Origin of the sequence: Nostoc sp. S13 (genome assembly GCF_029379315.1) — a bacterium.
Taxonomy (GTDB): domain Bacteria; phylum Cyanobacteriota; class Cyanobacteriia; order Cyanobacteriales; family Nostocaceae; genus Nostoc.
The window spans coordinates 27,631-41,591 of sequence record NZ_JAQYWQ010000031.1 but is presented as its reverse complement, the minus strand read 5'-3'; the positions used below and the strand labels follow the sequence as shown (position 1 = coordinate 41,591).

Below are 13,961 nucleotides of genomic sequence, written 5' to 3'. Positions count from 1 at the left end.
GGAAATAAACCACAGCTTTACCGGGGTGAGGTTAAGCTGTACCTCATTTTTATTAGGAAATGCTATAACTTGGGGCTTAAGCCCCAAGTCTTGTTAATTGAGGTCTAAGAAGCTGTGGACTGTAATTTTTCTAGTCGTGTCAGCACTTCTGAACTGTGAATCGTTGGGTTGACTTTGAGAAAAGTCTCGCGCAAGACGCCCTGAGGATCGATGATAAAACTGTGACGCATAGATAAAAAGCCGAGCCACGAACCGTAAGCTTTACTTACTGAACCATCAGTATCAGCCAACAGGGGAAATTTTAGTCCCTCTGAATCACAAAATTTGGCGTGAGAATCAATGTCATCAGCACTTACGCCAATAATCTCGGCGTTTTTTTCGAGGTATTGGGGTAAGTCTTGCTGAAAACGACGAGCCTCTATAGTACAACCAGAGGTGAAGTCTTTAGGATAAAAGTAGAGGACTAGCCACTTACCGCGCAAGTCAGAGAGGGAAATCTTACCATTACCTGTGTTGGTTGGCAAAGTAAACTCTGGTGCAGGTTGATTAATTGCAGGAAGTTTACCACCAAGAGCATCAGCAGTAGGGGTAAAATTCAGCCAGCTGATGACAGAAATACAGCTGGCAAATAATATGCTTAAAAAAGTGCGGCGGGAAATCATGGTGCAAACCAGAATCACAACTTTACACAAGTTTACAATTGTTAGTTACTAGTAATCTCACTCTAAATGAGATTCGGGTGGGGTATCTGTGCTTTCGATATATTGGCTATCTAGGAGAAAAGCTCCTCTAGTAAAGCGAATACCCCAATATCCACCCGGTCTACGGTCAATCACTATACCCTCTTCGCCAATGTGAATTACATTAGGTGGGCGTAGCATCGGCATAGGTTCAGCAGTTTTGACGTAGGCTGGTAGTGCCACGACACGGACTTTACTACCAATTGCGAATTCTTTGGACATCTTGATCAAGCTAGGAGTTTTGAATTAACTCATAACTCATAACTAGCTTGAAAGTCTACTAAATTGGGCATGGGAATAAATAGGGAAAGGGAAAGGGGATGAAGTTTTTCCCCTTTCCGCATCTTCTGCAAGAAGTCTATTAATTTTTTAGTATGGAAAACAATGTCTGGACATTAGTCAAGGGTGAGTGCCAGAGTAATTCTGCTTGGCAACTATCTCGGTCAAGGTGCGAGTGACGACCGCGTTAGTATGCTTGCCAAATGTCTGCCCCAGGTAAATTGTTGTTATATCTTCGGATGAGATGGGCGGCACTGCCCACCCCAGATTTATTAACTATTTTTGATTATTGGGGATTGCCTTGTTGACGGCGTGAAGGAGCATTTTGACGGAATTGCTCTAGTTTTTGGCGCTGTTCGGGGGTTAAGACTGCTTGAACTTGTTGTTTTTCAGACTCCCGAATTTGTCGGATTTCGGTTTTTTGTACTTCACTCAAATTTAAGTCAGCAAAACCACCTTTTCGGCCACGATGATGCTCACCTGGTTGCCCTTGACCTTGACCTGCTTGCCCCTGTGCCTTACGCGCTTGCCACTCAGCCCGACGTGCTTGCTTCGCCGCATCTAATTTTGCCTTTTGTTCTGGGGTGAAAACTGCGTCTATTTTGGTGCGGCTATCGCGGTGAATTGACTCAATTTGGGTTTTTTGGGCATCTGTTAGACCCAATTCTTTCCAAGGGCCTCTTTCTTTTTGTGGAGTTTGTGCAAGTAACACGGGTGAAGGAGAGGCTGTTTGGGCGTTAACAGCAAAGGAGGTTGCAGTTAAAGTTAGAGCGATTGCTCCAGCAACTAGCGATAATACTTTGAGTTTCATTACTTGTCTCGTGGGTTTTTCCTGGTTGGATGCCACTATCATAAGAACTTATCTTCAGTAGTCACATGAGGAGAAAGTCATGGTTTTACCCATGACTTTAGTCATGATTGAATTTTGACAAAGATGATTGACAATAAATAGTTAGAAGGTAGGAGTTAAGAGTTAGAAATGATGAAGATTTTTATTATGATTATTTTATATAGCAATCCTATCTGAATTGTGAAAATTGTTTTTATATCCTGCATTTACTCTTAACTGCTCAGTCAGCTAAAAGTTTAAACGACGGAAGTTGCCGCTCATACAGCAGAATTCAGAATACATTCGTCAAAATGGGCTACGATCCACTCCGCTAACAGAAGTAAAACAGGCTTTATACCTGGCTTTTAGACGAATCGTTGTGTACTTCACCTTCCTTGAAATCTGCTGTATATTCGGAACTCCTGACCCTTAACTTTTAACTCCTAATTCCTAACTCCTAACCCTTAACTTTTAACTCCAAACTCATTCATAACTGGAGCGAAGCAACTAATGAGTCGTCCAATTCAAATTAAGAAACATCCTTTTCCGTCTCTGCTTTATCTGGAGTGGACACTACTAGCGATTGCTGCATTGACAGCAGTTATACCACCTCCGTTACGGCCATTTGGTCATAAGCCTCCAGAACTATCAATTTGTAGTGTATTTCCAGACTTGTCAGTTTGTAGCATCTTGCCACAACTGTCAATTTATAGTCTGATTATTTTTGCGTTAATGGGCTTAAGATTACCCAGGAGTAACCAGATAACTAAAGTAATCTACACAGCCATTGAAATTTTATTGATTTTAACAACTGGACTTTTTGGTGAGAGATTTGCTCGCCTTTTCCCCGTTCTCTACATAATTTTAGTTACTCGCAGTTGCTTAATTTTTCAGTTACCTGGGCGTTTATTCATTACAACTTTATCATTTACCTTATTTTTAGTTACTACACAGCTAAAATACCAGCTATTCAATTTTCAAGCATCACCACAAGCACAAGCACAAGTACAAGAGCGATCTCGTTTTTTTAGCTTAAATTGGTCGCTGACATTTGGCTTAAGTTTAGTTTTTGTGTTGTTGATGATGAATGCAGTATTATCGGAACGGCACAGTCGAGAAAAGTTGGCGATCGCTAACGAAAAACTCCGTCAATATGCCATGCGAATCGAAAATCAAGCTACCTTGGAAGAACGTAACCGCATTGCTCGTGAAATTCATGATTCATTAGGACACTCTCTGACTGCTTTAAATCTGCAATTAGAAACTGCTTTAAAACTGTGGCAATCTAACCCAATTAGGGCTGAAACATTTCTAGCAACCGCAAAAGAATTAGGTTCAAAAGCGCTAAAAGATGTCCGCCAATCTGTTTCTACTATGCGTTCTAATCCCTTACAAGAGCAATCTTTAGAACTGGCGATCGCTAGTCTTTCGGAAAATTTCCATCGCTTCAATGGCATTTTACCAATTTATCAAATTAACCTGGAATATTCTCTACCACCTGAAATCAATACCGCTATTTACCGGATTACTCAAGAATCATTGACAAATATATCTAAATATGCATATGCGACAGAGATTAAATTAGAACTCACTACGATCAGAGAAAATTTACGATTGATAATTCAGGATAATGGTAGAGGTTTTGATTTAAGGCAAAATACTACTGGTTTTGGACTTCATAGTATGCGCGATCGCACTTTAGCAATTGGAGGTGAGTTTAATATTAATAGCGCTCCTGGTTCTGGTTGCAAAATTACAGTTGATATTCCTTTAACAAGGTTGACATAATGATTAAAGTGTTGCTGGTAGATGACCAAAGTTTAATTCGTCAAGGCTTAAAAGCTTTATTGGAACTAGAACCAGATATAGAGATAGTGGGAGAAGCAGAAAACGGTGAACAAGCGATTAATTTAATTGCTGAATTACAGCCAGATCTAATATTGTTGGATATTAGAATGCCGATTATGGACGGAGTTGCAGCCACGCGGGAGATTCAAAAACGTTTTGGCAAAACGAAGATTTTAGTACTGACGACTTTTGATGATGATGAATATGTGTCAGCAGCGTTGCAAAATGGAGCAATGGGTTATTTATTGAAAGATACACCATCAGAAGAATTAGCTGTTGCTATTCGTGCTGTTCATAAAGGATATACTCAACTAGGCCCAGGTATAGTTAAAAAACTGTTGACTCAGTTTTCTCATCCGACACCAACCCAGTCACTGCCTGTACCATCTAGTTTAGCTGAACTTACTCCTAGAGAAAAAGAGGTTTTGCAGTTAATTGCTACAGGCGCTAGTAACCGAGAAATTGCTCACCAACTCTATATTTCTGAGGGGACAGTAAAAAATCATGTTACAAATATTTTAAACAGGTTGAATTTGCGCGATCGCACTCAAGCTGCAATTTGGGCAAATACATATTTATCCTATTTAAATGAGCCAAGTTAAATAATTCGTAATTCGTAATTCGTAGTTCGTAATTTTAACCTCTAGATTAGCTGTAGGGTGTGTTATGCATAATTAATGCGGTAACACACTATTTTGGTTTTTCGGTGCGTTACGGAAGCCGTAACACACCCTACATCTGGAAAACTATAATTTTTTGTTGCAGCTTATTTAAATAACTCCAAACATTCATTTTTTAAAACACCTTTTGTGACTTTGATGTTTCTAAATGACTTAGCAATCACTTCTTCGCAAGATATATTAATTTGTGATTGATTTACCGAGATTAAATCTTGAATTGAAGCGCCATATACAATTTCTGATAAACCACTCCAAACACAAGCAGTTGCACACATCGGACAAGGTTCGCCAGTTGTATATATGCTATAACCTTCTAAAGAAGGGTTTTGAAGTTTAGCTGTTAAACTACGAATAACGTTGATTTCCGCATGGGCTGATGGATCATTGTCTCTACTAACAGTATTATGAGCTACGGCCATGATTTCGTTATCTTTAACAATCACAGCACCGTAAGGCGCATCGCCTTCTTTTGCTTCTGCCAATGCTAAACGCATAAAATATTGTGGTTTCATCTAAGCTGGAGCTAATATAAGGATAATGGTTAATAATATCGTATTTCTAATGCTATAACTGGAAATTATGATTAATTAATGGTCGAATATGTTACTGAGCAGACAAGAAACAGAATTTTATTTAAAAGACCTGGAAACACCAATAGGTAAAGCAATTAATTTAACACTTGCCTCATTGGTACTAATATCATCAGGAATTTTTGTGGCAGAAACATATAATATTCCTGATTATACGCGGTTTCAGTTAAATGTCGCTGATACTGCGATCGTGATCATCTTCGCGGTGGAATATTCACTCCGCCTCTGGAGTGCAGAAAACAAAATTAAGTATATTTTTAGCTTTTATTCGATAATTGACTTAATGGCGATTTTGCCATTCTTTCTAGGAATGGTGGATATTAGCTTTATCCGCTTACTAAGATGGTTTCGGATTTTACGATTAATCAGATTTATAGATAGGAAATTTTTATTCGCCACAATCAGCACCGAAGATGGAATGATTTTTACGCGAATATTATTTACATTATTTGCAATTGTTTTTATTTATTCTGGCTTAATTTATCAAGTCGAGCATCCGGTTAATCCTCAAAATTACGGGACATTTTTGGATGCCTTTTATTTCTCTGTTGTCACAATGACAACTGTAGGATTTGGCGATGTGATTCCAATTTCTGAATTAGGGCGCTTGCTAACAGTACTGATGATTTTTACAGGAATTGCGCTGATTCCTTGGCAGGTGGGGGATTTAATTAAGCGAGTGGTGAAAACTGCTAATCAGGTAGAAACAGTTTGTTTAGGTTGTGGTTTGGCTTTTCATGATGTAGAAGCTGTGTTTTGTAAAAGGTGCGGGACTAAGTTGCCTAGTCGCAGGATTGATTAAGACGCGATCGCACCCCCGATTTGATCGGGTTGCACGTCGAGATCCTCTTACAATTGCTCCAAATTACTTACTGTAAATATGCAACGTTGCATTTCATTCACATTTGCATCACATTGCTGTTAACTTCTGCTAGTTTGCTCGTGAACAAATCTTTTTGTGTAAAGTCCAAGATTTTAGTCTAAACTCCAGAAATAACTAACCAGCGTCAAACCTTGATTTCACAAAACTGTCACATTGAGGAAATAAGCAAAATGTCAGGCAACAGACAACTCCAAACTACTGAAGAGGAATCCTTACGCCCTCAAGAGTTATTCAACCAACAATGGAAAGTTTATCAGAAGTTACTCAACGAAAATTTCATGAAACATCGTGATATTTACGACATACTGCACAACTTCCTAGTTAATTACTTTCCACAAGCCTTTAAAATGCTTGACTTTGGGTGTGGCGATGCCAGCTACACTGCCCAAGCTTTACTAAACACTAACATTGCTGCCTATAAAGGTGTAGACCTTTCCACACAAGCATTAGAAATTGCTAAAGAAAATATGGCCATAATTCCATGCGAATTAACCTTTATCCAAGGCGATTTTTCTCAATTAGATTCTGAATTGATTAACCCCTACATTCAGGAGGATAAATTTGATGTAATTCTCATTTCTTTTGCTCTTCACCACTTCCAACTTGAGCAAAAAGAAGATTTTATTAGTCAACTGAAACACCTTCTTAAATCTGGTGGTGTTTTTATTCTTATTGATGTTTTTCGTAGGGAAGAAGAAGACCGAAAAACCTACCTTACACGATACCGAGATAATTTAGCGAAATATTGCTCCACACTCACAGCGCAAGACTATTCAATGATTGAAAACCATATTTCTTCATGTGATTTTCCAGAAACGCAACAAACTTTATATGAGATATCTCAAAAACAAGGTTTCAATAAGTTTGAATGCCTCTACCGCGACGATAACTTTGACGCGTCACGATTATTATGCATGTACAAATAAAGCTAATTATAATCGTAAGTTCAGTGTAAACCGTGGTTAGTTCATGCGATCGCTTGGGTTTTCCTCTTTGAACGCCCCGCTTCCAGCGTTCGTTAGCAGATAGCAAATTCGATGTAGTCAAATAATAGCGTGCTACCAGGTAGTTCACGCTAAAATAATCATTCTCAGCCGCTCAGGAAAGAGAATATAACCAATGCCTAACCTCAACCTCATTTCAGAATATAAAAGCTTTGGTGGCAAACTCGGCTTTTACAGTCATCACTCCTCCACCTGTAACAGTGAAATGCGCTTTGCTGTCTATCAACCACCACAAGCAACCCAAAAACCGGTGCCGATTCTCTATTTCCTCTCTGGATTGGCTTGCACAGAAGAGAATTTTATGGTTAAGGCAGGGGTGCAACGCTTTGCGGCTGAGTACGGTTTGATATTGGTTGCACCAGATACTAGCCCGCGTAATACTGGCATTGCAGGTGAGAATGATGGCTGGGACTTTGGCACGGGTGCGGGCTTTTATGTTGATGCTACAGAAGAACCGTGGCATCAACACTACCAAATGTATAGTTATGTCGTCCAGGAATTACCTGCTTTAATTACCGCAAATTTCCCCGCCCAATCTGAAAAACAAGGCATTTTCGGTCATTCAATGGGCGGACACGGGGCGCTAGTCTGTGCGATGAGAAATCCAGAACTCTACAAATCAGTATCAGCCTTTGCACCGATTACTGCACCTATGCGTTGTCCTTGGGGTGAAAAGGCTTTCAGTGGCTATCTTGGCAGCAATCAAGAAAGTTGGCGTGATTATGATGCTAGTGAATTAGTCAAAAAAGTCGGATATCACAGTTCAATTCTGATTGACCAAGGGACTGCTGATAAATTTTTAGCTGAACAATTACTGCCAGAGGTGTTTGAGCAAGCTTGTGCAGATGTTAACCAGCCGCTAAACTTGCGTTACCAAGAAGGCTATGACCACAGTTATTATTTTATCGCCAGTTTTATTGAAGATCATATCCGCCACCATGCGATCGCTTTATTAGAGCAGTTTTCATCTATTTAGATCCCACAATTCTAAAACTCCAATGCGATCTTGTTTTGGCATGATAATAAGTGCGAGAAAAGCGACAAAAATAGAGCGCAAGAGATATGAAGAAGGAATCTGAGTTCCCTTTCGAGAGGGCGAGGCGAGTCACACCAGAAGAAAGTGAGAAATTCAGAGAAGCAATTTCTGAACAGTTTAGCATGAATTTGAGAAAGCGGGGTAGACCAGCAAAACATGAAGATGAGAAGTATAAATTAATTTACCTCAGACTTCACCCGAAAGTCCTAGCCTGGGCAAAAGAAGAAGCCCAAAAAAGAGGTATTGGCTATCAAACAGTTATTAATGAGGTACTGCTAGAGCAAATTAGCTGATAGAGTGCGATCGCCCAAGTAGCAACTGCGATCGCCCAAGTAGCAACTGCGATCGCCCAAGTAGCAATTGCGATCGCCCAAGTAGCTTTTGTGATCGCCCAAGTAGCTTTTGTGATCGCCCAAGTAGCTTTTGTGATCGCCGAAGTAGCAATTGCGATGACCGAAATAGCTTTTGCGATCACCGAAATAGCTTTTGCGATCGCCGAAATAGCTTTTGCGATCGCACCCTTGGGTTGGCAATCGTCAACTGTGATTAGAGGGCAATTCAGGTTGAGCGCCAATGCAATGTACAACGAGTCATACAAAGCCAGTTGACTATTAAAATCTAAAATTCGGTCAGCAGTGCATAATCTGCCTGCATTGTATTCAAAACTTTTGACCAGAGGCAGCAGCCATCTCGGAATAAATTCCCAGTCTTAAGACTCTTAACTAGGCGAACCCCTACCCCAGCTATTCAGATAAAGCATTTGGGCGCTCTACACAAAATTTAATGCAAAATTATCAAAGATGGCATTAATTTATAAAATGTGTCAATCATTACGCGCTTTATTTACCAGCAGGGCTAGGGTTCTCGGTTGAGTACTTGGATGTGTAATTGTCTTTGTCTCTGATGGATGCGCTGGAAGTTAACACAGAACAGATGGGCGAAAAAATCTTTTGATCACAGGGTAGGTTGAAACCCCACCCCAAGTCTCTGGCTTAGTTTCTCTGTTAAGAGTTAAGAGTTCGTTCCCTTTCATGTGATATTATCCGTCCCATTGCTGAGTGCATAGCAGTCAACCGCCGCACAATCTGATCAATCTCCAAATCTAATATGCTGTAATCAATCACTGCCTGACGAATCGGTGTATGTCCTTGATTGATAGCTAGTTCTTGAATCCGGGCTGTACGCAGTGCTTGTAGGTGCGGTTGGATTTTTTGCAGCGTTTCTTCCAAGTCAGGCAAGGGCGGTGGGGTAACTTCCCGCTGTACTGAATCAGCTAACTGCTCTAACAGTAACGAAATTTGGCGGACAAAGGTTTCTAATTCCGGGAGGGGCACTGTTGCTCGAAAATGTTCCAGATGTACTGCCAAAACTGTCACCGACTTAGTAAAACGTCCCATGTACGCCAGCAGCGTCATTACTGGTTCGACTAATTCTTTGTGCATTTGGGGTTCGCGCAGCAATCCTTGAAACGAGGCTTGAGCATTGCCAATTGCCAGTCCAGTTTGTCGCCGTTGACTGATAATGGTAGAGTCACGCTCCTTTGTCCCCTGATAAACAGCCATCACATCGCTAAAGTAGTTGTGACATTCTCGCAGCGCTGTGGCGAGTTGACTGGGTAAACGATCGCGTTCCCAATTTGGCCAGATAAAGTAATGACTCGCAAAAGCTAGTCCCGCCCCAATTAATGTATTCAGCACCCGAAAGCCAGCAAATTGCCAACCAATCGGATGACCAATATCGATAATCAGTAAGACAAATATTGACAAGAAAACCACCGAATACCCATAGTTGAAACGGATCAGCGAAACGCCAAAAAATACTGTCAGCAGAATAATTGTGTCTAATACAGGCTGACTCGTGATGGTTGCAAGTAGGACAGCAGCTAACACAGCTCCCAAGATAGTCCCGCCAACTCGTTGGAAAAACCTCTGGAAAGTTGCACCCAAGTTCGGTTTAAGGACTAGGATGATGGTCAGCGTTACCCAATACCCCATTGGTAAATTGGTAATGCTGTATAATATTACGCCTACAGCTAGACTCACACCAATGCGGAGAGCATGGCGAAAGATTGCTGAATCTAAGGTGAGGTTTTCTTTGAGTAAATTTAACAGCGATCGCTGTTCGTTTTCAACTAAAAGAAGTTTATCTACATCGCGTTGACTGATCTTGCTGTGATCTGCCAGAGATTTAGCTGTCTGAGCCGTGTATTGTAACTGCTTGATCAGCTTTTCGATCATCAGCACCAGGTTACTGAGAGCAACCAAAGTTGTGTAATCTGTCTCACTCCCAGCAATTGCTTTTCTTTGCAGACTTTCTTGTTGCTTCAGCGCCTCATAGATGCGGTTGAGATTTCCCAGATCGATGCTGACAGGCTTGCGAGATATGACTTTTGCTATGGCTTGAAGAATGACTGATATTTGTTCGAGTGCATCGTCTACTAATTGCTGGACTGCGTGATATTGTTGTTGTTGGAAGTGAGTTTCTAGTAACTCTGTTAAGGCAATAACTGAGCCAAGCAAGCGATCGCCATCCTGAATTAACACCAATAATTGCTCATTCATCCAACTCCGAGCCGACTGTCCAATCCGTAATGTACCTAAAGTAGTCCGTGCTATCTCTAATGCCTGTCTAATTTCGAGAATATTTTCAGTTGTTGCTACTTTACCTCCAAATGCCTGAATGTAGTTGGCGATCGCACTGAAGCAAGAAGCCAAAGCTATCCGTAGTGGGTCATAAGGTCTAAAAGGCCACATTACTAAGGAAAGTAGCATCGCCCATCCACCTGCAATTAGACATAATAGCGATCGCATGAGTGCAGTTTCTAAGTCTCCTGGCTGTGCGATCGTGGAAATAAATGATATCCCTACCACCAGACCGACATTTGCACCAGCATTACCGTACAGGGATGCAAAACCGGAAGCAAGTCCCCAGAGAAATGTCAGCACCACAGCTAGGGCTGGAACTTTAGCGACTAGAGTAGCCACAAATATTGAAACAGCTATTCCCAAAGTAGCCGTCACCATCGCCTTAGCTTTGATCTGGTAAGGGCCACCAACATTCGCTAAGTTGACAAAGTGAGCCATTAAACCAAGCAATAATCCGTTTTCCCTTTGGTTGATGAGTTGCCCAATTAGCATGGGAACCCCCAATGCTAACGCGGCTCGCAAACCGTTAGATATTGCTGGTTTTCCTGGCTCTGACTGGATCAGAAACCTGAGAAAACTACTTTGATTCATCTGGATTTTCTTAATATTCTTATATATATAGCCGTTCTGGAAGCGATAAGATCAAAAATAAATTCATGTTGTGTTTATGGCAACCCAACTCAGTGAAGCCAAATCCCAAACTGAACTGGTAATCTCTTGGGAAGCCTTACCCAAGGATTTTCAACTAGAGGATGAACCAGTGGAGAATACAGGTCAGCCACTATTGGCTGGTGCTTTGCGTGAAAGCCTAGAAATCAGTGGATTCATCCAACCCCAGATGTTGATCGCTTCAAACTTTGGTCTTTGTGCGACAATCAACGGCCAATTTATTGCCAAAGCACCCGACTGGGTTTATGTGCAGTCGGTTAATGAAGTTGTGGGCAATCGCAAAAGTTATACACCCAATTTAGAAGGAAATATCCCAGCGATCGCCATCGAATTTTTATCCGAGACTGAGGGTGGAGAATATTCCGTAAAGCGAGCTTATCCACCAGGAAAATGGTTTTTCTACGAACAGATTTTGCAGATTCCCATCTACATAATTTTTGAACCAGATGGCGGTTTATTAGAATATTATCAACTGGAAAATAAACGCTATGAGTTAAAGTTACCCGACGAAAATGGTCGTCATTGGATTGATGTAATGGGCTTATTTTTGGGAACTTGGCAAGGAACAAAAGAAGCACGAACTGGTTATTGGTTGCGCTGGTGGGATCAAGCTGCTAATTTGTTACCGTGGGCTGTGGAACAGATTGAACAAGAACGCCAACGTACTCAACAAGAACGCCAACGTACTGAACAAGAACGCCAACGCGCCGAACAAGAACGCCAACGCGCCGAACAAGAACGCCAGCAAAAAGAACGACTGATTGCTTATTTGCAATCTCAGGGTATTGACCCGAATAATTTGCCCCAGTTCGAGTAGAAAGTAAAAATCGCGTTTCTGAAATTCTAGCTGTTTTCATTTATTTGAACCCCACCTGTAGTAGGGGCAATTGATGAATTCCCCCTACTACGAAAATTATGCGATTTTGCAAAACAAACCAGTTTACTAATCAAGCATTCACAATATAAGGTGAGTTGATCGCTGCTACACGATTAGCATCTACCAAAGCTTGATATACCATCACCGCTACCTCAGCACGTGTAGCATCGCGGGTAGGATTGAGTTGTTTGAGGTTCGGGTGATTGACGATAATCTCCTTTTGAATAGCCTTGATTACTTCGTCCTTAGCATAATCAGGAATCTTTGCTTGGTCATCGAAAACTTTAATAGTTGCTGTACCATCACCAGATAATCCCAATCCATTCACTAGGGAGACAATCACTTGCACGCGCTGGATATTTTTGTTGGGGCTGAAGGTATTGTCGGGAAAACCAGAGAGAAATGAACCTTGATATGCTTGCTGAATTACTTTAGATGCCCAGAAGTTTGCTGGTACATCTTTGAATTTGATCGCAGGGCGGTTTGGCGATGGGTTGAAAGCTTTTACCAGTAATGCAGCGTATTGCGCCCGTGTCATCGTCGCATCCGGTTTAAATGTGCGATCGGGAAAACCATTAACTATCTCCAATTTGACTAATTCCCGAATAAACGCACCTGCCCAATGATTCGCAATATCGGTTAATTCGATAGTAGGCGTTGGTGTTGGTGTTGGTGTTGGTATCGGTATTGGTGTTGGTATTGGTGTTGGTGTTGGTGTTGGTGTCGGTATCGGTGTCGGTGTTGGTATCGGTATCGGTGTCGGTGTTGGTATCGGTATCGGTGTCGGTGTTGGTGTCGGTGTCGGTGTCGGTGTCGGTGTTGGAACCGAACTATCTGCAAACTCTACATTTCCCGTAACTTTAGACGCATCTATTTTATTTCCCACAGAAACCAGCTTGTTGGAACTGGCATTTTGCAAATCAAATTTAGCGTTATTGTGTAGAGTATTGCCTCCTGGGCTATTGGTACTGCCGATATCCGGTAGGGCAGTTCCAATTATCGTTATACCATCGTCAGTGTTATTTTCACAGACATTATTACGCAATATGGGACGAGAACTACCAGAGATGACAATCCCAGAACGGTTTTCGGAAATTTTGTTATCTCGAAGTATGGGTGATGCAGTATCACTAATAGCAATGCCAAAACCTGTTTTAAAATAGGTGTTATCTAGAATTTGACCTTTGGAATTTTTAGCGATCGCAATCCCATTGGCTGCATTTTGACTGAACACATTACCTACAATAACTGGATTAGCCTCGCCTGTAGCAAATACTCCCTCACGCTTACAGTTAGTGAAGGTGCTATTAGCAACAGTAGGAGCAGTTGATTCAATCCAGACACCACTACCACGGCTAGCCAGATTTGTTACAGTCACTCCTCGGAGTTCGGCTTTATCCAGCAGCACAAATGTGACATTCTGACCAGCAAAAGTACGGCTCAGATAGTTACCACTTCCTTCAATCAAAATGCGATCGCCTTTGTTGGCTTCATCACCCACCACTGTCACACCAGATGCGATCGTTAACGGAAAGACTTCACCGCTAGCAGCATTATAATTTCCACCTGCCAGTTGAATTTTAGTGTTATCTTTAGCTACCTTCAGGGCTTGAGTAATAGTTTTGAATGGGGCTTGTTGGCTACCAAGGTTGGTATCGCTGCCTGTTACTGGATTTACGTAAAAAGTTTGAGCCATATTTATACTTCAAAAAACACATAGCTATCCTAGCGCTAACCATAAAAGTCGATAGCGGTTGATGCATATTGAAGTAAAGGACTTCCAAAAAATCAAATCACCAGGAATTCATAATGATAATGATTATTTTGAGAAAGGCCAGCCATTGGCGACCCTTCCCCAACTTGTAGTAAATTCAATTTAGA

At 41.4% G+C, this 13,961-nt stretch carries 14 protein-coding genes; 7 read left to right on the top strand and 7 right to left on the bottom strand.

Translation table 11 applies throughout. From position 1 onward, the window contains the following. Positions 1-104: 104 nt before the first annotated feature. From PUQ00_RS12475 to PUQ00_RS12465, 3 genes are all read right to left on the bottom strand, one after another. Complete coding sequence (locus PUQ00_RS12475) at positions 105-662, bottom strand: peroxiredoxin (protein ID WP_300416558.1); 558 nt, start codon at positions 660-662, stop codon at positions 105-107. A gap of 57 nt (positions 663-719) precedes the next feature. Beyond that, positions 720-962 (bottom strand): regulatory protein SipA, encoded by a 243-nt coding sequence (gene sipA / locus PUQ00_RS12470; RefSeq protein ID WP_292851957.1) that lies wholly within the window; start codon positions 960-962, stop codon positions 720-722. 343 nt (positions 963-1,305) lie between these two features. After that, on the bottom strand, positions 1,306-1,830 hold the full coding sequence (locus PUQ00_RS12465; RefSeq protein WP_300416556.1) for a P pilus assembly/Cpx signaling pathway, periplasmic inhibitor/zinc-resistance associated protein: 525 nt from the start codon (positions 1,828-1,830) through the stop codon (positions 1,306-1,308). A 528-nt stretch (positions 1,831-2,358) separates the two neighbouring features. On the opposite strand from PUQ00_RS12465, the gene PUQ00_RS12460 reads away from it, so the two are divergent. Both PUQ00_RS12460 and PUQ00_RS12455 read left to right on the top strand, forming a co-directional pair. Further along, the gene (locus tag PUQ00_RS12460; protein ID WP_300416553.1) at positions 2,359-3,636 is read left to right on the top strand and encodes a sensor histidine kinase; all 1,278 of its coding nucleotides are present in this window, start codon (positions 2,359-2,361) and stop codon (positions 3,634-3,636) included. Continuing rightward, positions 3,636-4,298 (top strand): response regulator transcription factor, encoded by a 663-nt coding sequence (locus tag PUQ00_RS12455; protein WP_300416550.1) that lies wholly within the window; start codon positions 3,636-3,638, stop codon positions 4,296-4,298. Before PUQ00_RS12460 ends, PUQ00_RS12455 begins: the two co-directional genes overlap by 1 nt. A 164-nt stretch (positions 4,299-4,462) precedes the next feature. Here PUQ00_RS12455 and PUQ00_RS12450 read toward each other — a convergent pair whose 3' ends face one another. Next, positions 4,463-4,888 carry a nucleoside deaminase gene (locus PUQ00_RS12450; protein ID WP_300416547.1) on the bottom strand — a complete coding sequence of 142 codons (426 nt, stop codon included), beginning with the start codon at positions 4,886-4,888 and terminating at the stop codon, positions 4,463-4,465. A gap of 88 nt (positions 4,889-4,976) precedes the next feature. Between PUQ00_RS12450 and PUQ00_RS12445 the strand changes: the two genes are divergently transcribed. From PUQ00_RS12445 to PUQ00_RS12430, 4 genes are all read left to right on the top strand, one after another. Continuing rightward, on the top strand, positions 4,977-5,768 hold the full coding sequence (locus PUQ00_RS12445; RefSeq protein WP_300416544.1) for an ion transporter: 792 nt from the start codon (positions 4,977-4,979) through the stop codon (positions 5,766-5,768). A gap of 251 nt (positions 5,769-6,019) precedes the next feature. Continuing rightward, a complete protein-coding gene (locus PUQ00_RS12440; protein WP_300416541.1) occupies positions 6,020-6,775 on the top strand; it encodes a class I SAM-dependent methyltransferase in 756 nt (251 codons plus the stop codon). Positions 6,776-6,968: 193 nt separating this feature from the next. After that, on the top strand, positions 6,969-7,829 hold the full coding sequence (gene fghA / locus PUQ00_RS12435) for an S-formylglutathione hydrolase (RefSeq protein WP_300416538.1): 861 nt from the start codon (positions 6,969-6,971) through the stop codon (positions 7,827-7,829). A gap of 86 nt (positions 7,830-7,915) precedes the next feature. Next, complete coding sequence (locus tag PUQ00_RS12430) at positions 7,916-8,182, top strand: BrnA antitoxin family protein (RefSeq protein ID WP_300416536.1); 267 nt, start codon at positions 7,916-7,918, stop codon at positions 8,180-8,182. On the opposite strand, the gene PUQ00_RS12425 is transcribed toward PUQ00_RS12430, so the two are convergent. Both PUQ00_RS12425 and PUQ00_RS12420 read right to left on the bottom strand, forming a co-directional pair. Further along, entirely contained in the window at positions 8,140-8,487 is a 348-nt protein-coding gene (locus PUQ00_RS12425) for a hypothetical protein (RefSeq protein ID WP_300416533.1), read from the bottom strand. The genes PUQ00_RS12430 and PUQ00_RS12425 overlap by 43 nt on opposite strands. Before the next feature lie 406 nt (positions 8,488-8,893). Then, the gene (locus PUQ00_RS12420) at positions 8,894-11,125 is read right to left on the bottom strand and encodes an FUSC family protein (protein WP_300416530.1); all 2,232 of its coding nucleotides are present in this window, start codon (positions 11,123-11,125) and stop codon (positions 8,894-8,896) included. Between the two features lie 76 nt (positions 11,126-11,201). Here PUQ00_RS12420 and PUQ00_RS12415 point away from each other — a divergent pair, with 76 nt between their 5' ends. Then, the gene (locus tag PUQ00_RS12415) at positions 11,202-12,020 is read left to right on the top strand and encodes a Uma2 family endonuclease (RefSeq protein ID WP_300416527.1); all 819 of its coding nucleotides are present in this window, start codon (positions 11,202-11,204) and stop codon (positions 12,018-12,020) included. Between the two features lie 130 nt (positions 12,021-12,150). Here the strand turns inward: PUQ00_RS12415 and PUQ00_RS12410 are convergent, their stop codons facing one another. Beyond that, a complete protein-coding gene (locus tag PUQ00_RS12410; protein ID WP_300416525.1) occupies positions 12,151-13,776 on the bottom strand; it encodes a DUF1565 domain-containing protein in 1,626 nt (541 codons plus the stop codon). Positions 13,777-13,961: the final 185 nt, after the last annotated feature.